The organism is Psychrobacter alimentarius, from assembly GCF_001606025.1.
Taxonomy (GTDB): domain Bacteria; phylum Pseudomonadota; class Gammaproteobacteria; order Pseudomonadales; family Moraxellaceae; genus Psychrobacter; species Psychrobacter alimentarius.
On record NZ_CP014945.1, the window covers coordinates 2,059,932 to 2,078,770 of the forward strand.

Annotated in this window: 16 protein-coding genes and 1 pseudogene; 7 read left to right on the forward strand and 10 right to left on the reverse strand. The window is 38.0% G+C overall.

What is annotated here, in order from left to right:
- Positions 1–20: 20 nt before the first annotated feature.
- Both A3K91_RS08335 and A3K91_RS08340 read right to left on the reverse strand, forming a co-directional pair.
- Positions 21–2,471 (reverse strand): site-specific integrase, encoded by a 2,451-nt coding sequence (locus A3K91_RS08335; protein ID WP_062844846.1) that lies wholly within the window; start codon positions 2,469–2,471, stop codon positions 21–23.
- An 80-nt stretch (positions 2,472–2,551) separates the two neighbouring features.
- A protein-coding gene (locus tag A3K91_RS08340; protein WP_099046699.1) for an IS3 family transposase occupies positions 2,552–3,717 on the reverse strand; the annotation gives its coding sequence in 2 pieces (ribosomal slippage) (positions 2,552–3,459 and positions 3,459–3,717; 1,167 coding nt in all).
- 79 nt (positions 3,718–3,796) lie between these two features.
- Between A3K91_RS08340 and A3K91_RS08350 the strand changes: the two are divergent.
- A pseudogene (locus A3K91_RS08350) lies at positions 3,797–4,027 on the forward strand (LysR substrate-binding domain-containing protein); the annotation flags it as partial.
- Between the two features lie 269 nt (positions 4,028–4,296).
- Here A3K91_RS08350 and A3K91_RS08355 read toward each other — a convergent pair.
- Both A3K91_RS08355 and A3K91_RS08360 read right to left on the reverse strand, forming a co-directional pair.
- Positions 4,297–5,226 carry a bestrophin family protein gene (locus tag A3K91_RS08355; protein ID WP_062844850.1) on the reverse strand — a complete coding sequence of 310 codons (930 nt, stop codon included), beginning with the start codon at positions 5,224–5,226 and terminating at the stop codon, positions 4,297–4,299.
- A gap of 584 nt (positions 5,227–5,810) precedes the next feature.
- The gene (locus tag A3K91_RS08360; RefSeq protein ID WP_062844851.1) at positions 5,811–7,010 is read right to left on the reverse strand and encodes a globin domain-containing protein; all 1,200 of its coding nucleotides are present in this window, start codon (positions 7,008–7,010) and stop codon (positions 5,811–5,813) included.
- A gap of 504 nt (positions 7,011–7,514) precedes the next feature.
- Between A3K91_RS08360 and A3K91_RS14320 the strand changes: the two genes are divergently transcribed.
- Entirely contained in the window at positions 7,515–7,676 is a 162-nt protein-coding gene (locus A3K91_RS14320; protein WP_323053124.1) for a helix-turn-helix domain-containing protein, read from the forward strand.
- 4 nt (positions 7,677–7,680) lie between these two features.
- A complete protein-coding gene (locus A3K91_RS14325; RefSeq protein WP_320157668.1) occupies positions 7,681–7,809 on the forward strand; it encodes a hypothetical protein in 129 nt (42 codons plus the stop codon).
- 41 nt (positions 7,810–7,850) lie between these two features.
- Here A3K91_RS14325 and A3K91_RS08370 read toward each other — a convergent pair whose 3' ends face one another.
- Both A3K91_RS08370 and A3K91_RS08375 read right to left on the reverse strand, forming a co-directional pair.
- A complete protein-coding gene (locus A3K91_RS08370) occupies positions 7,851–8,405 on the reverse strand; it encodes an Rrf2 family transcriptional regulator (protein WP_062844853.1) in 555 nt (184 codons plus the stop codon).
- 426 nt (positions 8,406–8,831) lie between these two features.
- Complete coding sequence (locus tag A3K91_RS08375; protein WP_136139158.1) at positions 8,832–10,451, reverse strand: tyrosine-type recombinase/integrase; 1,620 nt, start codon at positions 10,449–10,451, stop codon at positions 8,832–8,834.
- A 219-nt stretch (positions 10,452–10,670) separates the two neighbouring features.
- Here A3K91_RS08375 and A3K91_RS08380 point away from each other — a divergent pair, with 219 nt between their 5' ends.
- Positions 10,671–11,033: a winged helix-turn-helix transcriptional regulator gene (locus A3K91_RS08380; RefSeq protein WP_228139951.1), complete on the forward strand. Its 363-nt coding sequence runs from the start codon at positions 10,671–10,673 to the stop codon at positions 11,031–11,033.
- 807 nt (positions 11,034–11,840) lie between these two features.
- On the opposite strand, the gene A3K91_RS08385 is transcribed toward A3K91_RS08380, so the two are convergent.
- Positions 11,841–12,758 carry a LysR family transcriptional regulator gene (locus A3K91_RS08385; protein ID WP_062844856.1) on the reverse strand — a complete coding sequence of 306 codons (918 nt, stop codon included), beginning with the start codon at positions 12,756–12,758 and terminating at the stop codon, positions 11,841–11,843.
- A gap of 196 nt (positions 12,759–12,954) precedes the next feature.
- Between A3K91_RS08385 and A3K91_RS08390 the strand changes: the two genes are divergently transcribed.
- The 3 genes from A3K91_RS08390 to A3K91_RS08400 all read left to right on the forward strand — a co-directional run bounded on the left by A3K91_RS08390 (position 12,955) and on the right by A3K91_RS08400 (position 16,248).
- On the forward strand, positions 12,955–14,199 hold the full coding sequence (locus A3K91_RS08390; protein ID WP_062844857.1) for a dicarboxylate/amino acid:cation symporter: 1,245 nt from the start codon (positions 12,955–12,957) through the stop codon (positions 14,197–14,199).
- Between the two features lie 116 nt (positions 14,200–14,315).
- On the forward strand, positions 14,316–15,605 hold the full coding sequence (locus tag A3K91_RS08395; protein WP_208855343.1) for an aminotransferase class V-fold PLP-dependent enzyme: 1,290 nt from the start codon (positions 14,316–14,318) through the stop codon (positions 15,603–15,605).
- Between the two features lie 319 nt (positions 15,606–15,924).
- Complete coding sequence (locus A3K91_RS08400; RefSeq protein WP_062844859.1) at positions 15,925–16,248, forward strand: DUF1244 domain-containing protein; 324 nt, start codon at positions 15,925–15,927, stop codon at positions 16,246–16,248.
- 77 nt (positions 16,249–16,325) lie between these two features.
- Here the strand turns inward: A3K91_RS08400 and A3K91_RS08405 are convergent, their stop codons facing one another.
- From A3K91_RS08405 to A3K91_RS08415, 3 genes are all read right to left on the reverse strand, one after another.
- The gene (locus A3K91_RS08405) at positions 16,326–16,763 is read right to left on the reverse strand and encodes an SRPBCC family protein (RefSeq protein WP_062844860.1); all 438 of its coding nucleotides are present in this window, start codon (positions 16,761–16,763) and stop codon (positions 16,326–16,328) included.
- A gap of 75 nt (positions 16,764–16,838) precedes the next feature.
- Complete coding sequence (gene rluF, locus A3K91_RS08410) at positions 16,839–17,819, reverse strand: 23S rRNA pseudouridine(2604) synthase RluF (protein WP_062844861.1); 981 nt, start codon at positions 17,817–17,819, stop codon at positions 16,839–16,841.
- A 163-nt stretch (positions 17,820–17,982) separates the two neighbouring features.
- On the reverse strand, positions 17,983–18,687 hold the full coding sequence (locus tag A3K91_RS08415; RefSeq protein WP_062844862.1) for a hypothetical protein: 705 nt from the start codon (positions 18,685–18,687) through the stop codon (positions 17,983–17,985).
- Positions 18,688–18,839: the final 152 nt, after the last annotated feature.

The following is an 18,839-nucleotide window of genomic DNA, read 5'->3' on the forward strand; positions in this document are numbered from 1 at the left end:
CTTGCTTAGTTGGTTTCTTGTTATCTAACTAGCTCAAAACTCACATCCACAATCAGCAGTAAGTGCATTACATATTTCATCAGTGATGACGATGCACGGGTCGCTTCATTACTAGTAGAATTAACTATCTCCCTTTCTTTAGGGTTAACTACCGATAATGAATAACCGCTATAATAATCGTCATTAGTAAGATTTTTTGATAATTGACGATAGTCAGCCTTGAACTCTTTAATTGTTTCTAGCTTTTTTTCTTCATTTACCATTTTTTGATACTTTAACTCCCCTTTTTTAGGTTTAGTTATGCGCTTCATTTGGTAAGAACTGATATTTATGCGCCAATATCTAGCAGGTAGTATTTTTATAGCGATATCTAAATAGTCGTAAAACATCTGCTTTTCATTAAATTTGAAGCGAAGGTCGCTATGTGATGAGTTAGCTTTTTTATAGAATGTTGAAAGCATGCTTTGTACGCACTCTTTCATCGACTGATCAAGATATAGCTTTTCTAATTTAATAAAGCTTTCCTGCACGAGTTGCTGCTCTTTAGCAATGGTTGGCAGCGTTGGTGCTATCAATAGATGCCCTGACTTTGGCTGTTTGTACTTAGATATTAATTTATAATGAGCCTTGCCATTCTCATCAGCTGCTAGAAGCAGCGCTCGATTATATAGCCCAACTGCATCTTCATATACAAAATGATGTTGGGCAGCTTCAGACACTGTCTTACCTGCCTCAATCTCACTTAAAAACTCTTCAATCTGCCAACGCGCATACTTACCGAAAATAGGGGAAACAATAGTACTCCCTTCTTCTGTGTTTGATTTAAGAAAATATTGCTTACTATTATCAATTTTTCTGATATTTAACTCACGGTTGATAAACTCACGTATTTTTGTCAGATCAATACAGTTATTTTCGAAGTCTAAGGCTTTTGGATTATGTTGATTAAAACTTCGACGTGCTTTATTTGTAAGCTTCGTCACCACATCAACAGGTAGTTCCATAGACGCTTGGTCAAGTAAATGTGCCGAGATGATATCTACAGTATGTATGTAAGAGCTAAAAGTAGTATCTAGGTCGGCATGTCCCGCAAATTCCATTAAGGCATCCCAATGATGACCAGAATTAGTACGCATTCTACCTAATAAGTCTTCTTTAATTCGCTGCGCCTCATCTTCGTTATAATCAGTAAAAATATCCAAAATTTCTTGACGACATCTCAGTATTACTGACATATTAGAAAGAGCATTATGGCGAAAGCTATGTAACACTAAGTGTTGATAATTAGGGCCAATGACTTCTTTAAATACTCGATCTACACTACCTCGATCTAATGGAGTCAACAGTCCCTCGAATGCAAATAAGTATTTACCTTCTTTTTTACTACGAGTTCTCTCTATAAAGTAAGTCTGGAGCCCTTCAAACTCATCCGGCTTCAACAATACTGGCAAACTGATTCTACGAGTGCCATCATCTGATTTTAGGGCTCTATGGCTATTTGAACGAATAATTAAATTGATGTCTTTATAAGTATATGGATCATATTCAAGATCTGTTAACCGAATGCCTAATAACTCATTAATTCTTAGACCGGTACGATAGAGCAAAGTAAAAATCACTTTCATCATGCTTCTATTGTATGAAGATAATGTGGTTTGATTACTGACACTTAGTAAAATATGTTGATATAAATCAGTTGATATTAAACTGCTAGAGACTATTTTCGGATCATTCTCACGATTAAGATGAACGTGCAGTGCACCAAAATGTTTTTTCAAACTTTGATGTAGTGAGTTCAATACGGTTTGGGTGTAACCGATATTTAAAATGTTTTTCTTAGCGACGATACTATCGTATAAAAACTCATATTGATGTGCTTGATAACTCGTAATGTCTTCATCACGAGTACCATACAAAAATGCTTCCCCTACTTCCGTCAGGTATCTAGATAGAGTAGAGGTGGCCTTATTAATAGCATTTAGATCAAGCATCCAGAAAATTAAACCTTGCTCGCTAGGGTTTTGGTATATTTCAGTCAAAAATTCCAGTTGCTCTTTAACCGTTTTCCTGCTCCCTATAAGGGCGCGGCGAATGTCCTTTAATACATTCTTATGAGCCTTATTTTCATTTACGCTACCATCTATTTCTACAACTTCATTCTCTAAATTTTGGATAGGTTTATCAAGCGTGATGTACTCATCCTTGATGGTACTGCTATTTGATTCTTTAAAAACACCTAAGTAAGCCTTCCAATCGTTCAAGCTAATTGCGGTATGGGTCTCATGGTGAACAAGCAGCTCCACCAGTTGCTGATCTATATGTACATTCGCTAATGTCTGCCAATAAATATTCAAATAGCTAAAAAAATCTGTTTTCTCTAAGTCATCCGCTTTAAATTTCTGTCCAGTTAAATGACCTAGCTGCCTAACACAGCTATGAAAGCTGGGTGTCTTTAATTTGTCGTTTTCCAATAGGTGACTACTCTTGACTAACCATAGGCGACTGTGACCCCTGCCGTCAAATCCGTACAACTAAACTTGGGAGATTTTAATTACGCAGCCTGACGATAATAGTCAAACCACACCTGTCTTGGCGTTTTATAGCCCAAGCCCTTTTGAATTCTAGTTTGGTTGTACTCAAGCTCAATATATTTAGTAATATCGTTGATGGCTTCGAATCTTGTTTTATAGTCTTGGTGATACACCAGCTCATTCTTTAATATGCCCCAGAAGCTCTCTATGGGCGCGTTATCAAAGCAGTTGCCTTTACCACTCATCGAGCCTGTAAATTGGTGGCACTTAATGATCTTATGATACTCATTGCTACAATACTGACTGCCTTTGTCAGAATGTAAAATCAACCCTTGGCTAGGTCGCTTGTTTTTGATTGCCATATTAAGTGCACGGCATACCAAATCAGCGGTCATGCGCTTATTGATGACATAGCCGACGAGCTCTTTAGTATATAGGTCTTTAACACCTGCTAAGTATAGCCAACCTTCATTTGTCCAAATATAAGTGATGTCACTGACCCAAGCCTCATTAGGACGATTGGCATTAAATTTCTGTTCTAGACGGTTTGGATAGACCAGCTTGTTGTGATTAGAGTTGGTGGTGACTTTAAAGCGCTTGTGACGACGGCATTTAATGCCGCATTCTTCCTTTATACGTCTAACCATATATTTACTTATGGCATATCCTTGCCCTGTAAGGTAAGCATACAGTCGCTCATAGCCATAGCGCTGCTTAGTCTCATCATGAGCCACTCTGACTAGCAACTCACACTGATTGCGATGGATCTGCTGATTACTGATGCCACGATTTATCCAGTTGTAATAGCTTGATGGCTTAATATCTAATACGTGACACATGCAGGTGATGCTAAATATTTTCTGGTTATCCTTGATAAAGACGTACTTCATCAACTGTGCTTCGCGAAGTACGCCGTCGCCTTTTTTAGAATGTCTCGCTCCTCCTGAGCAACCTTGAGATCACGTTTAAGACGTTTATTCTCTTCTATAATGGCCATGAGTTCAGGATCATATTGCTTAGTGCCGACAAGCTTGCCTTCATTCGCTTTATTCTGCCAGTTAGATAAGGTCTGCATGGCTATACCTAGCTGCTTTGCAGTCGCTGAAACATTGCCATTATTATCTGCTATCTTTTTGACGGCTTCAGCTTTAAAAGCTGCACTGTAGGTTCTGACTTTCTTAGTCATGATAAACTCCTGTGAATACACTTAGTTTACCAAGTTTGGTTCTATAGTTTTTTCAGCATAGCTCACTCGCTATACGGTAGAAAACATCACTTCCCTATTCTCATTATTGAGAAATGACTTGGGTATCACCACTCTACCAAAACTTGCCTTCCCTGCTAATGAGCCGGAGCTGGTTTGGTTAAACTTGCTTGACCCTGCTTTAAACAGACAAATCGGTATATTTAAACTGGCGAATAAATCAATCTCGCCGCCCGCCCAAGCTTTTTATGAGCTGTGCATCGATTATGTGCAATACCATTACTTACTGTAATTCATGGAATAATATTCTGTAATTTTCGAATTTGTAGTTGGTCAGTAGTCTTCAAAATATAAACCATCGAATAAACTGCAAAGTAAAAAACGCTCTACCTCTCTATCTACATGACTTTAAAAGTCTCCTATATTTTTACTCAGATGAGATGGCTAATATAGGAGTTTGATAAGTTAAAGAGCCATCAAAAGATAGACAATCATAAAGTGAATAATTCAGCCACCGTAAGAAATATTTTTATTGAGGTAAGGCCGCGTCTCTAACATCACTTACTGTAAAAAATAACCATCTATTGGCACTATCTCAGATGGAATATCTGTTTCTTCTAACGCTTCTAGTAGATTAATTTCGATAATTCGTGATATAGCAGTAAGTGGTAAATTATTAGGAGCTATGCCAAAAGGGTCTGTTATCTCTTCACTCAAAGCATCAAGACCAAAAAATGTATAGGCAATGACACCACACACTAGAGGAGTCGCCCAACCTAAAGAATTTGCCAAGCCAAAAGGCAACAGGAAACAAAATAGATAAGTAGTTCGATGCACCAATAAAGTATAAGCGAAAGGCAACGGCGTCGTATAAATACGTTCACAAGCTGCTAAAACAACTGTCAACGAAGATAAGGTATTGTCCATGTTCTGTATCATAAGATCTGATGACAAATTTTGACGTCGACTATAGCCCAACTTTTTACCCATCAGTCGTAGCAGATACTCAGGTAGGTTTCGCGCTTGGTGTATATCGTTATGATGATCAGGCTCAACAAAACTCTCAACATCTTCCCATGGTGACGTGCTACGCAGTCTATGTCGTAGCGCGTGAACAAAAGCAATATTAAGGCGGATAATAGATCGCTGTGTATGACGCCCAACTTCCGTCTCATCATCGATAAATGAAATTATTTGACGTGTTAAACTGCGAGAGTCAAAAACCAACTGTCCCCATAATCCTCGAGCTTCCCACCATCGCTGATAAGTCGCATTATTGCGAAAGCCTAAAAATAGAGATAAAGCGATGCCAAGCACAGTAAAAGGCACAGCACCATAAGTAGAAAAAGAGCTTGGAATCGAGTGTTGAACCGCTGATATGATTGCACTGAGTAAGGTAATAAATAAAACTTGAGGATAAATTTGTGGGATCACAGAGCCACGTAAGGTAAAAAGTATCTTGAATGCATTTGGTTTTTGTCGAACGATCATAACAGTTTTTTACCGATAAATTTTAGACAGTGGCTAGCAAATGTGCCATATGCTTGGCAATTGAATGATTTCAATGACTTAAACACCCTTTAGATAAGTGTCTTTTATAGAGAGAATAATGGTTGATAATTTTAGCACTAAAATCAATATTTTTATAATCCCGAGTATATTAGTCGGACGAAATAGCAATAAAATAAGCACCGACGAAATTTTACTTAAAACAAGGTAGATACTTAGGGCATGTCCTCATTTCAAAAATGAGATAAATTGCCGTCAAACAAGGAAAATAGCGCAAATAACATCAAAATATTAATCGGTTATTTGACACGGTTTGACAAAACTTAGCCAATTTCAGTCCATTTAGTCGAGCATCAATTGAATTGAGAACATGACTTAGTTATATTTAAAATTAAGCAACTGAACGATTGAATGTAATTAAACTTACCTATAATAGTCATCATATTACCGGTGATCGCATCATATACTCTGCTAAAATTTTTATCAGAAAAATAAAAAAACTATTGGGTTAAGGTATATCACCACTATAAGTGTCTGATGACATACCTTAAATATATCGCTAAAAATTAGGCTATTTGCAAACTCATTTTAGGGCCAAAGGGTTCGTAGTGGACGCTGTCAGAGCTATGCTCAAGCGCTGTTAAGCCACTAATTATACTTTCCATAAATGGCATAGAGCCGCACACATAGATATCAGCAGGTTTAGGTAAATTAGCCAGTAAGTTATTGTCTAATAGCTGTCCACTATCAAAGTAAAAAATATTTTTTTCTACCGTTGTCGCTGCTTCTAACAGTTGATTCACTCGAACCTCAAAAGCATGATGATCTCTATTCTGACAAGCGTAAGCCCAAATGATAGGACGCTGCGGGTTTGCCATTACTTGTGTCTCTAACATCGCTAAAATAGGCGTAATCCCAACGCCTGCACTGATAAGTACTAGTGGAATATCGTTCTGATGAATTAGCGCTTTATCAAGTGCGAAATCGCCCGCTGGTGCTGATAGTAATAGCGTCTCGCCAACTTGTAACTCGTCGTGTAGATAGTTGGAGACTAAGCCATAATGACCATCACGATTGTCTCTTTTGACGGCGAACTGAATGCCATTATCAGTAGTGGTGGCATTCAAAGAATAATGACGCAGTGCTAGATGATTGCTATGTTGGGGATCAGTTTTTACCGTAATATATTGACCAGCCGTTAAAGTAAGCTTGCTTAAATCAATATCCTGCCCATCGTTTCGGTTATCTTTCGTTGGTACAACAGTAAACGCGACAATATCAGCGGCAACAGCTATCTTTTCAACCACTTCAAAGTTTGCAAAGCCTTTCCACATCTCCTCTTCATATAAGCCTTTTTCAAGTTGGATAAAGACGTCAGCGATTTCATCATAAGCTTCTGTCCAAGCCGCTATGATGTCATCATTTGCTGCTTCTCCTAATACTTGTTTGATAGCGCCTATTAGATGCTGACCTACAATGGGATAATGCTCTGGTAGGATTTGCAAAGCACGATGCTTATGACTTATTTCGGTAACTTGTGGTAATAACACTTCTAAATGCTCGAGATGTTTCGCAGCTGCCAGAACCGTCATTGCCAATGCCGTCTGTTGACGACCTAGCTTTTGATTGGTTTCATTAAAAATATCTAATAACTCTGGATGCTCATTAAACATATTTTGATAAAAAGCCGTGGTAATCTTCGTACCATACTCTTCCAATACCGGAACAGTTGCTTTAACAATTTTTAGCGTTTGTGCAGTAGCCATAATATTTCTCTCTTTTAGGGTCTGAGAAGTTAATTGATACCTGTATTCAATCTATTTAATGACGGTTTATAGGCCAGCTACATAACCATCTTTAAACATTCATTTAAAATACATCTTATAATAGCATTTTTAACTTCCCTTTTACTAGGCTATTCTTTCATTCCAAAAATAGTGATAAACATGAGACAAGTTGCCATTAAACAAGGGAATTAGCTCAAATAATATTGATATATCAACCAGCTATTTGACACGGTTTGGCAAAATCTAGCCATTTTTAGCGCATTTAAAAGATAATTAATTGAATTGATGACACGTCCTATTATTGAGACTTTTTAGAGTAATCTCTAATGCCATAGCAAGTGTTGTAACGCAGAATGAGATAATCAAACACGTCTTAGTTATATAAATTCAATTTTCGAGAATGTTAAGAGGAGCATTGCTTATACCGCAGGCTCGCTCGCTAAGTAGTTATTGTTTGACAATAATCCAATGTTACGTCGAGGCTTGTCTGATTTGCTAAGTCTTGAGAACAGTGTGGAAGCGGTTGGCGAAGCGAACGATGAATGGCAATGCTTAGGCTTTTTGGCAGCCAATCAGGTTGATTTGGTTGTTCTTGACAACAAGAGAGTGGGAATTCATTCAAATGATCGCCGAAGATTTGAGTAGTAAGATGATTGCTAATAAGTTGGACATTGCAGAATCAATGGTGAAAGTACATGTGAAGCATAGACTTAATAAGACATGCTTAAGCACTCAAATTGGCGCTGCCGTATGGATGGTGAGTAAGTTGGTTAAATAGGCTACCCATCATAATGCGTTATAGCCAGCTCCAAACCCTATTTAAAATAGCAGTTTCTGAAGCTCTTTATTATTTAAAGTAATATCAGCTAGGGTATAATTATCCATCACTTCAATAAAAGCTTGTGTGGCTTCATAAAGCACGCCTTTTAGCTGGCATGAGGGACTGATGGTACACATCGTTTTGGGCGAACTATCAATCAGATCAACCCTTATTTTCTCAGTTAGTAGCTTTTGATTATCATTACTGTCCACACTACTATTTTCATTTTTACCTACAACATCACTGCTATTGCCTTCTAGAAACTTGCTCTCAAAGCAAGGAACAATGGCAAAGTCAGGCTCAGTATGACGTAAAACTTGGCCCAGATTAATGTCTTTGGCAGCCATAGCCAGTCGAATGCCACCGCTTTTACCGCGTACACTATCTATATAGCCAAGCTGCGCGAGTTGATGCACGATTTTAGTCAAATGACTCTTAGATATCTGATAGCTATCAGCAATGTCAGATATCGTTGCCAAAGCTTCCGAGGTTGGCATCACCGTTAAATATATTAATGTTCGTAACGCATAATCACTATAATTAGTAAGACGCATAGTATCAGCCCATTTCTAGAGTTTATCTAAAGCATAGTCAATGCAAAATTAAATTGGTACACCAATCGACCAATATAAATCTTTCTCTCTGGCTGTTCGCAAGCGTGGTAGAGGTATTGAAAAATTCGTCCCAGCAATAAGGTAGCATTTTATTGTTTCTTAACTATACCTATTATAGCTCTAAACCTATTATATTCTTAAAACGTATACAATGATTTATGGATTTAACCCCTATGATAATTCCCCCAATAAATAAGAACACGTAGAAATAGAGATTAACTACTATGAGCTATGCTGAAGAAACCGTACAACTAAAATTGGTAAATTAAGCCCATTAATAAGTGACCCCTACTGTCAATCGCGTAGAACCAAACTTGGGAGGTTTTAATTATGTAGCCTGACAACAAAAACTATTCTACATCAGCCTCACTTCTCACTATCTTGTTCAAGCATTATCACTAACATCTCTCCCAAAAACTTCAAGACGCCGGAGGACTCATACGTAGTTTTTTTCTCAGATTTGGCGTTCATTTTTCTCACAACTCTAACTTCAAATTCTGCACCATTTTGGTTAGCCTCAACTCTAATGGCGCTATCTAGTTTATACTTTTTCTTGAACTCCCTAACTTCTTTCACGCTATTAGAAGTCATTTGCCAATGCTGAGGGGCAATAATTTCACAGCCTATCTTCAAAAATTCAGCTAATAGCTTATGTTGAGACTGTTTAATACCAAACTTTAAGTAAGATCTAGAAGTAATGTGCTTTTTTTGATAGGTTCTGACAAACTGGCGTAATTTATCAGGGTTATGTACTGACATATGATACGCTTTATCCAATGCTGTTGTAATAATCGCTTGAGCAGTTTGACCTTTAACTTGAGTGATGAGCTTGTCATTATTATTTAAGTCATTTGCATTTTGATAAAGCTTTTTCGCTTTGTGAAGATGAATACCGTGTTCTGTCGCTTTATTTTCCAATTCTCTATCACGCAGCTCAGGTTTAAGGTTATCTAGCTTTCTTATAAAGCTTATAACAGCGTCATATCTAGCATCAATAAAGATAGAACGATATATCCCCTCACCTTCAGTATTCTGTTGGATAAGTTGAGCGCTCACATCGGGCGCTGTAAACAAAGGAGCATGATGCGCCTTTAGTTTTTTGGCAAAATAAAATCTTAGCTCTTTTAGTGCTACCATCTTAGAAGCTTTATCATAAGCGGTTTTACTATGATAATTTACCTTTTGATAATCTATACCTGTTATATTCTGAAAAACAGTGAAAGGTATTTCGATTTTAGCGTGGCTTAGCTGCCACCCTGCTAATAAATGTGCGGTATGGATATAATGCTCAAAGGTAGTGTCACAAGTTAGATGACCTACAAAGCTCGCTAACCCAAACCAAGCACCTTGATTTTGATGGTAACCAGCAAGACTGTCAGCAATATTTTGGCAGTCCTCGACAGTATAGTCAGTCATCACCTCTGCTAATGCCGAACCATTGATAGCTAGCGTTAACTGGCTGATTGCCGTATGTCTAAGGCTATGGAAAGTGTAACTGTGGTTGTCTTGTCCAAGCACTCCATCCCATAGTATCCTCATCAAATTGCTAAAAAAATATGTTGGTAGTGGCTGCTTACTTACGCCTTGAGAGAACAAATAGGACACCCCCATTCTTTCTTGCTGAGCAATAAACAACGTCAATATTTTTAACTCATCTTTTTTTACAAGCGCCGTTAATAATACTCTTCTTTTAGCACTACTACTTTTAAGACGTAGATAAGGGTTTGGCGTCAGTACAAAGCTAATATCCGAGATACTTTTTACATTCTTGAGTTTTATACCTGCAATCTCATTAATGCGCATGCCAGTACGATACGCTAGAATCAGTATCGTCTGGCATAAAAGCTTTTGGCTATGGTTTAATTCAGATGCTTGTATAGCGCTATGCATGGCGCTATACACTCGAGGCGATACCATACTTGCTTTGACGACCTGCTTATTTTCTCCCCATGCAAAAATCACGTCAGGAGCATCGAAATACTGCATCTGATATCGATGAAAAGCGCGTAATCGTCCATAGGTATAAGACTGAGTATTTTTGAGCACATCTAAGCTAGTGGATTGTTGACCCTCATTTTTTGGGCTATTACTTTCATCTAGCACCTGCGTTAGATTAGGTACTGGATCAACTAAATCATCATCTTTACCATTCTTTATATCTTCATCATCAAGCTCAAGATCATCTCGATCATCGATCGGGTCTTTCTGCACTGTGAAGATCCAAAACAACAGCTTGTTTGGGCTGCGGCTACGAGTGAGACGCTTAGAGTCCTAGAGGGGAAATGGAAGATGGTAATTATCTGCCAACTGTTCGCAGCAAAAAGTCCTCTGCGTTTCTCTGAGCTTGAACGACGTATAGATGACATAAATCAGAAAATGCTTATCCAACAACTTAAGCAACTTGAGAAAGATGGCATTATAGAGCGAACGGTTTACCCACAAGTTCCACCTAAGGTTGAGTATCATTTAACTCAAATGGGCATTGCTTTAGGGCCATCAATGGAGGCATTGATCGATTGGGCATTTTTACGACGTGAGCAACTTATTCAAGAAGATAAAGAAGAATAAAGTTAATGTATAAAATGATTTAAATGCGCACGGTCAACGCTTATTGAGGTAACCAAGTTAGAACTTTGCACTTTTCTTTACAACAAGATAGGCTTCAATTAAGGCTACTGTGCAGCGTGCTCGTCAAGTCTTTCTAATAGCGCTGGTGGCTATCGTCGCGTTTATTCCACTAACACATTCCTTATTTTGGGCCGCGCTTGCCTACACACTAATCGGTGGAATTTTTGCCGGAATCATTTTGACACTAGTATTTTTACTTGCTATGCACTCTATTTGGTTCAAGATCAGACCCAGTTATAGCAATTGATGTTTTGGCGGTGTCGAGAGCTCAAACCTCTTTTCTCGCTCCAGATATGGCTTGAAAAAGCACTAAAAGCCTCACTACTTTAATAAGTAATGAAGCTTTTTTTCGTCTGATTTTGGGATTTGTAGATGTTTTATCGAAATATTTTTTTGAATACAGTTAAGTCTAACTACTCAAACAAAAGGTTCGTTTTCATGGCAGTGCCCTGCCCTCAAACTTCACATACGTCATTAACCACACTTTGTCTATATCAGCTATTAGAAGAATGTGATGAGTGTAAAATTTCAGTCGAATATGATACAGAATACGCGCGAAAGACGGTTGGTAATGTGCAATATATAAGCATGCTTTATGACGTACATAAAAAAACAAATGTCCATCAAAATAAAAAATGTCTTATTTTAAACACTACTCAAATTTAGTTTACCCCTACACTGTACTAGAAAGAAAGTCATTTAAAATCGCATATAATACTATGATTTTTTATTATTTAATCTCTTGCATTACTGCACACTATTAATAAACACTTCTTTCTTCATATAATCTTCTAGAGCCGTTATGAACTTTTCAATGGCTTTTAATTTACTTGGCTTAGGGTGTCGGTTAGTTACTTGGTAACAAGCATACTCAGGTGCAGAGACTGATAATTCAGATATTTTTATGGGATAGAATTTTTCAAATACACGTGCAATCCAAACAGGAACGATAGCCCACTTCTTTTCAAGGTCAAAGACAGTAAATAATAATGACACAGTATCGACACTGGAATATTCATTTTGATTATTTTCCCACCAAAAATTATGCCACATATGATATTCAGGAATACTTGAAAAAAGAATTTCATCCGCTGTATCTAAATCATGTGGATGTACTGATTCCGTGTATTTCGACGATGTTGACGAAATAACAACGCCTCTTGATTTGAACAAGGGTTTGGCTATTGCGTTCGGATATTTTAATGAATTGAGTGTGAAGCCAATATCGATGTCGTGACTTTCAATTAAGTCATAGATAGTCCTACTCCAATGTGAGCTGACATTGAGGATAATTGAATGGTTGTCTTCATCTTGACTGCTACTATCAATCAATTCTTTATATAAATTTGAAAAAACGCACGTATTTAGACTATCAATACTGGCCACATTTAAACTCATTTTAGACTCTTGCAACGCCCATTGTTTAGTTTCATTCCACAATGCTTTCCAGCGTATTGCTATTTCAATAAACTCCTCTCCCTTTTGTGTCAAGGTTACTAGCTTTTCACCCCGTCCACGTATGAACAATTCACAGTCAAGGTATTCCTCCAAAGATCGCAAGCGATGACTCACTGCCGATTGAGAAATGAACAGATTTTTGCTTGCTAAAGATAAATTTTTTGTTTCTGTAATCATCAAAAAAGTTTCTATTTGCTCAATCTTCATTAGCTTACCTGAATGTTTATATATTAATAAGTTAAATATATTAACCCAATATAATTCATTATTATAATATTAATTGTGGTGTTAGATTTGAGGGTGAGTAAGTTTTGTACCGATAGTTGCAACATTGCTCTAAAGACATTAGAAGGTTTTGCAGGTCAAAGCGTCACAATGGAAATAACACATAGGAAGTGTAATTATGAGAAACAAAAAGATGCAACTAAGTACCAAAGTTTTTATTGGATTTGCCATAGGCATAGCCGCAGGCATCTTTTTTAAAGAACAAGCGCTGATCGCAAAACCCATTGGAGACCTGTTCTTAAACCTAATTAAGATGATAGTTGTACCGCTCGTTGCCTTCTCAATAGCAAGCGGAATCTCAAATATGGGAGACATACAAAAGTTAAAACGTGTGGGTAGTAAAACATTATTATTTTATATCGTCACAACTTTGTTATCAGGCGTCATTGGACTTGCTGTTGCAAATTTATTAATGCCTGGACAAGGTTTTGAGATGAACCTTATTTCAAAAGATCCAGTGGCGATAAAAGAGATGGCCAGTGTCTCTGAAACCCTCCTAAGTATGGTACCCACCAACCCTATTCAAGCACTCGCCGAGGGTAACTTGATGCAAATAATTATTTTCTCCTCCTTTTTTGGCATTGGAATGACATTGTTAGGCAAACAAAGTGAGCCCTTCAAGAAGGTTGTTGATAGCGGAACGGAGATAATGCTTAAGGTGACTGGCATTATCATGGCGTTCTCTCCTTATGGTGTAGCTGCATTAATTGCCGCCTCAGTTGGTGAATACGGTTTGGAGATATTCGGGCCATTGGCTAAATTTATTTTGGCTGATTATGTAGGGATGATTTGCGTTGTTCTATTGTTATATATCTTCCTGTTAAAGTTCGTGGCTAAAGTAAGCTTGAAAGAGTTTTTTAAACATATCCCTGCTGTTTGGGCCATTACGGCAAGTACAACAAGTAGTTCAGGCTCTCTTCCAGTCACGATGAAAGTAGCAGAAGAAAAATTTGGTGTGAAAAAGGAGCTAGCAGGCTTTTCTCTGCCTCTAGGTGCAACGATTAATATGAATGGTGCAGCTGTTTACTTCGCCGTTGGGACCATGTTTGTTGCTCAGATATATGGCATTGAGATGACACTCTTTGAACAATTTATGACAATCATTATGGCAACGTTAATAGCGGTTGGTTCACCAGGTATTCCAGGTGGTGGAATCGTTATGATGGTGATTCTATTGGACTCCATTGGGTTACCTGCCGATATTATCGGTTTAATTGCAGCAATTTATAGAATAATCGATATGGGACATACCACACTCAACGTGACAGGTGACATGGTTTCAACACTTTGTGTTGCTAGAATAGAGAACTTGTTTGAAGATAAGATTGAAACAAATCAAGAAGTAAAATTAGTCAAAGCATAAATTCTTATATTAAACAATAGAGCTAAAACCATTAAACAAAGCAGCAGATAAAGTGATGTGACCTTATTTTCTGCTTTGCTTGCGCACTCTTAAATTCGAGAAAAATACAGGACAAAATGATGAAAGATAATATAGAGCAAGGACAACTTTTTGATGAGCTCTTAAGTAAAGAAATTAAAGACAAATTTTACCATGTTGATGTCGATCCAATTAATAAAACGAAAAGACTTTTCTTCGATAACTCAGGTGGCTCGTTTAGATTAAAAGCCGCCAGTCATGCCTTTACAAAACTGGACGAATTACCGGATTGTCCTGAGCATGGCAATACAACTGCGAAATGGCTAATGGATATACAAGAAGAAGGATACCGTTCTATAGAAACCATTTTGAATACCAATACTGGTAGTATTGTCACATCACTTACGGCTTCAATGGTCATGTTTGATATGGTCAGAACAGTCATGGAAAATGTCCCCGGTGGTAATGTCGTGACCACTTTGTTAGAGCATCCTTCAGCCTACGATTCAATGGTCTCTTATGCTGCGGCAACTGGTAAAGAGTTGAGAGTTGCTAAAACAAACCCATTGACAGGTGGTGTTGATGTTGAAGATATAATAGAGTTGATTGATCAAGATACGTGTTTACTCACGTTTATGTATGCCTCAAATGTGTCTGGTGCATTATTAGATGCAGAAAAGATAGTTGTTGAAGCAAGGAAAATAAAACCTGATCTATATATTGTGGTTGATGCCGTACAACATGCCCCGCATGGCATTATTGATGTAAGTAAAGTGCCTGTTGATGGCATTAACTTTGCACCTTATAAGTTTTTTGGACCACGTGGTTTTGGGATTGGTTATGTATCAGAGCGATTAGCGAAATTGCCACACAATAAGTTAATTGCTAAACCAAATGATTATTGGCAACTTGGTAGCCCTGCTCCCGCCCATTTTGCAGCAGTCACTGAAGTGGTTAATTATGTGTGTTGGCTAGGAGAGCAATTCATTACTTCAACGACAAAAAGAGAGCTTTTTGTCGAAGGTATGACTCGTATCAAACTGCATGAAAGAGCCTTAATGCATGCAATGTTAGAAGGTACAGAAAATGCAGAAGGATTAAGACATATAGATGGTATAAACGTATACTTAGATTGTAAAGACCTGACTAAAAAAGACTTTATTATGGCAATTGGCTTTGACAACATAGATTATAAAAAAGCAGTAGAATATTATGAGATGAATGGAGTCGTGACTTTCGAACGTTTATTATCAAGCCCCTATTCATCAAGAATGTTGGAATCGTTTGGTTTGAAAGGTTCGATCCGTGTCTCACCAATCCATTGCCATAATCTAAAAGATATAGAAAAATTTTTAGAAGTCACCAAAATACTTTGCCAAATACAGTGATTCAACTTAGTTTAAAGGCTTGTAGTGGTACGGTAATTTTTGCCGGCTAGATAGAGGTGATACTATTCACCTCTATCTAGTTAATAATTTTGCCAAGTGTTTTGAATATAGATCGACGTAGGTTGCGCAATATTTATATCGTTAGTATCATTTCAGTTTTAAAGTGGCTCAATTACAGCTTCTATATTAGTGTAAACTGGACTTTATTAGACGGACAACCAGTCAATAATAAGAGAACAGGTTATCAGCACTCTTAAAGTGCCAAATATAACAACAAACGAGCACCCACAAACACGCATTAATAATTAGGAAAAATCTTATGGCAAAATTAGAATCAAACATTGAACTAGAAGCTGCGGCATTTCGTCGCTTATTAGCTCATTTAGACGAGCGTAAAGATGCACAAAATATTGATCTAATGAATCTTGCTGGCTTTTGTCGTAACTGTTTATCCAAATGGTATCAAGCTGCTGGTGAAGAACGTGGTATTGAAATCGAATACGAAGATGCACGCGAGCTTGTTTATGGTATGCCTTACTCTGAATGGAAAGAGAAGCATCAACAAAAAGCAACACCAGAGCAATTAGAGCGCTTTAACAACATTGAAGCTGCCAAGAACGAGATTGATAAAAGAAAAGACTGATTAAGAGTAAAAAAGTTGCCCAAACTCCATAAGCGACACTCAGAGCAAACTATAAAAAACTCAATATTGCCGCTAATTTAGCGGCTTTCTAAAGACTTGAGCATGCTATTAAAAACTATTGTACCTTGTTTCTGCATTTTACGATCAAACAAACGCCCAACCAATGGCACAACTAATCGGCCTTCAGATATCCAAGTCACGTGTGTGCTTCCATCCCCTAAATCTTTTAAATCAATAATACCCTTATAGTGCTCCATCTTTATAGGCCTAGCTTTTTCGATTTGATATTGCATATGAATAGGACGCTCAAACGCAGTAATTCGCTCCCATACTTTAAAGGCTCCGGTTTGTACCGTTCGTAAAGCGCCGACTCCATTTCGCTCTTCATCACCTTCAGTCACCAACTTAGCCACACCTACAGATTTGAATAATCCATAACTGGCGTGGTCACTTAGTGCTTCAAATACCTCATTAATCGGTTTTCTGACAATACGCTCTACTTTTATTTTAAACATAGTATTATCTCGTTAAAGTTATTCAACTTACTGCCATTTCAAAGATACATAAGGTAATCACATTTTAAGAACTTATTACCGCTTAGATCCTCGACCTTTTGCAGGACGCTTGCCATTTGTAGTAGGTCTGCCATTGCCACCAGTCTTTTTACCAAAAGGACGACCATTACTCCCTTTAGAACCCACTGGTTTTTTGGCACCATCATTGGGACGTTTACTACCGCCATTTGCTGCCCCCTTTGGTTTTGAAGCGCCTTTTGATTTTGACGAGTTGGCATTTTGAGCGTTTTTTCGGGGGGCATGACGAGATTTCTTGCCTGGATTGCTGGCATCCGAAGAAGAATCTTCTACAGCTTTAAGCAGCACAGACAACTCTTTTGGGGTTAGATCTCGCCAATCGCCAACTGGGAGGCCTTTAAGACTGACGTTCATAATCCGCGTACGCTCAAGCTTGACGACTTCGTAACCAAAATGCTCACACATGCGACGAATTTGACGGTTTAGACCTTGCACTAACGTAATATTAAATACGGTAGGCGCCACCTTAGTCACTGGGCACTTTTTCGTCATCTTGCCAAGCATAGGTACGCCGCCTGCCAAACCCTCGATAAAACTGTCCGTTATCGGCTTATTCACCGTAACCAAGTATTCTTTCTCGTGATTATTGCCAGCACGCAATACCTTATTTACCAGATCACCATTGTTGGTCAAAAAGATTAACCCTTGGGAATCTTTATCCAAACGACCAATAGGAAAGATACGTACCCCGTGTCTCACAAAATCAACAATATTATTTTTTTCAGAGCTTTCCGTAGTGCTGACAATGCCCACGGGTTTATTCAATGCAATAAAAACAAAATCATCCGCCTCGCGTGGCTCAATAAGCTGTCCATTCACCTTTACCGCGTCTCCAGCAACCACTTGCGCGCCTACTTGAGCGCGCTTGCCGTTGATGTAGACATTGCCTTGTTCGATAAAGCGGTCAGCATCGCGGCGAGAGCAAATACCGCTCTCGCTGATGTATTTATTTAAACGAGTCGTGGGATTGTTAAACATAAAGCACCGTTTTTACCTTATAAAAAGCTTATTTTGCTAGAAAAAAGCCTGAATTAAATGGATCATTAACAACAAGATTGCTCACATCACATGGGAAATCCAGCCCCACTTTAGGGATAAATACGTGTAAAATCAAATATATACTCATATTTGGTTTTTGACACTATTCCGCATCATCCAATAATTTGTTAAGTGCTTCCACCATGGCATCATCTATGATGTTGTTTTCTACATAGCTTACAATCTCATCCATAGTTGTCAGATCCATTTCACGAATACCTAAGCCATTAAGCTGCGCATTAATAGACGCTAAGCTATCATGATTTTCAGAATCCTCTAATAGATTCTCTTCGAATCTGGCTCTGACGAACCAATACATTTTTTCTAACACAGTGTCTTTTTTGGTCAACGTAGAATAACCATCGCCATAAATGAACAGATTGAAATGATAAGGTATTTCTACATCGTTAATGAAAAAAGTACGCTGACATTCTAACGTATAGGCTTGTAGCTCTTCATTCTGAGTCTCTTCACCCTCTGTGTGGTCTTCATCATATTCAATCGACTCCTCTATCAACCCACCCAGTAGCTGATAGCCACCTACTTTGATTTTATGATTGTAAATGATACTTGCGTCTGCGATTGCATCAAAAATCACAGCGCTGACATCCAAGGTATGATTATCAATATCATAAAACGCTTTTAGCGCTGGTAAAAATTCAGTCAGCTTGTCTTCCGGCACTTCAATGAGAAATTGCTGCTCATATATTTTGACCATATCTTCAGGTGCATAGGTGTTGGCTGTATTAGTCTCGTTTCGACCTGTGGCCGCCAAAGGTAAAAAATTATATGGGTTACTATCGGTCATTTAAAACTGCCTTTTTATATGGATGAGCTTATGAAATATCTATGAGCGTATTGTCTCTTATTCAGACACTTTTGGATATACCGTTATCAAAAGACAAGGGCAATCTCTCTCATTTAGTGAGTAGTCGTTGGGTATCTCTAAGCGGGTAAATT

Bases quoted from the DNA above. Each gene is read 5' to 3' on its own strand.
- A3K91_RS08355 (WP_062844850.1), bottom strand. From the start codon at position 5,226: ATGATCGTTCGACAAAAACCAAATGCATTCAAGATACTTTTTACCTTA.
- A3K91_RS08360 (WP_062844851.1), bottom strand. From the start codon at position 7,010: ATGGCTACTGCACAAACGCTAAAAATTGTTAAAGCAACTGTTCCGGTA.
- A3K91_RS14325 (WP_320157668.1), top strand. From the start codon at position 7,681: ATGATTGCTAATAAGTTGGACATTGCAGAATCAATGGTGAAAGTACAT.
- A3K91_RS08370 (WP_062844853.1), bottom strand. From the start codon at position 8,405: ATGCGTCTTACTAATTATAGTGATTATGCGTTACGAACATTAATATAT.
- A3K91_RS08375 (WP_136139158.1), bottom strand. From the start codon at position 10,451: ATGCAGTATTTCGATGCTCCTGACGTGATTTTTGCATGGGGAGAAAAT.
- A3K91_RS08385 (WP_062844856.1), bottom strand. From the start codon at position 12,758: ATGAAGATTGAGCAAATAGAAACTTTTTTGATGATTACAGAAACAAAA.
- A3K91_RS08390 (WP_062844857.1), top strand. From the start codon at position 12,955: ATGAGAAACAAAAAGATGCAACTAAGTACCAAAGTTTTTATTGGATTT.
- A3K91_RS08395 (WP_208855343.1), top strand. From the start codon at position 14,316: ATGATGAAAGATAATATAGAGCAAGGACAACTTTTTGATGAGCTCTTA.
- A3K91_RS08400 (WP_062844859.1), top strand. From the start codon at position 15,925: ATGGCAAAATTAGAATCAAACATTGAACTAGAAGCTGCGGCATTTCGT.
- A3K91_RS08405 (WP_062844860.1), bottom strand. From the start codon at position 16,763: ATGTTTAAAATAAAAGTAGAGCGTATTGTCAGAAAACCGATTAATGAG.
- rluF (WP_062844861.1), bottom strand. From the start codon at position 17,819: ATGTTTAACAATCCCACGACTCGTTTAAATAAATACATCAGCGAGAGC.
- A3K91_RS08415 (WP_062844862.1), bottom strand. From the start codon at position 18,687: ATGACCGATAGTAACCCATATAATTTTTTACCTTTGGCGGCCACAGGT.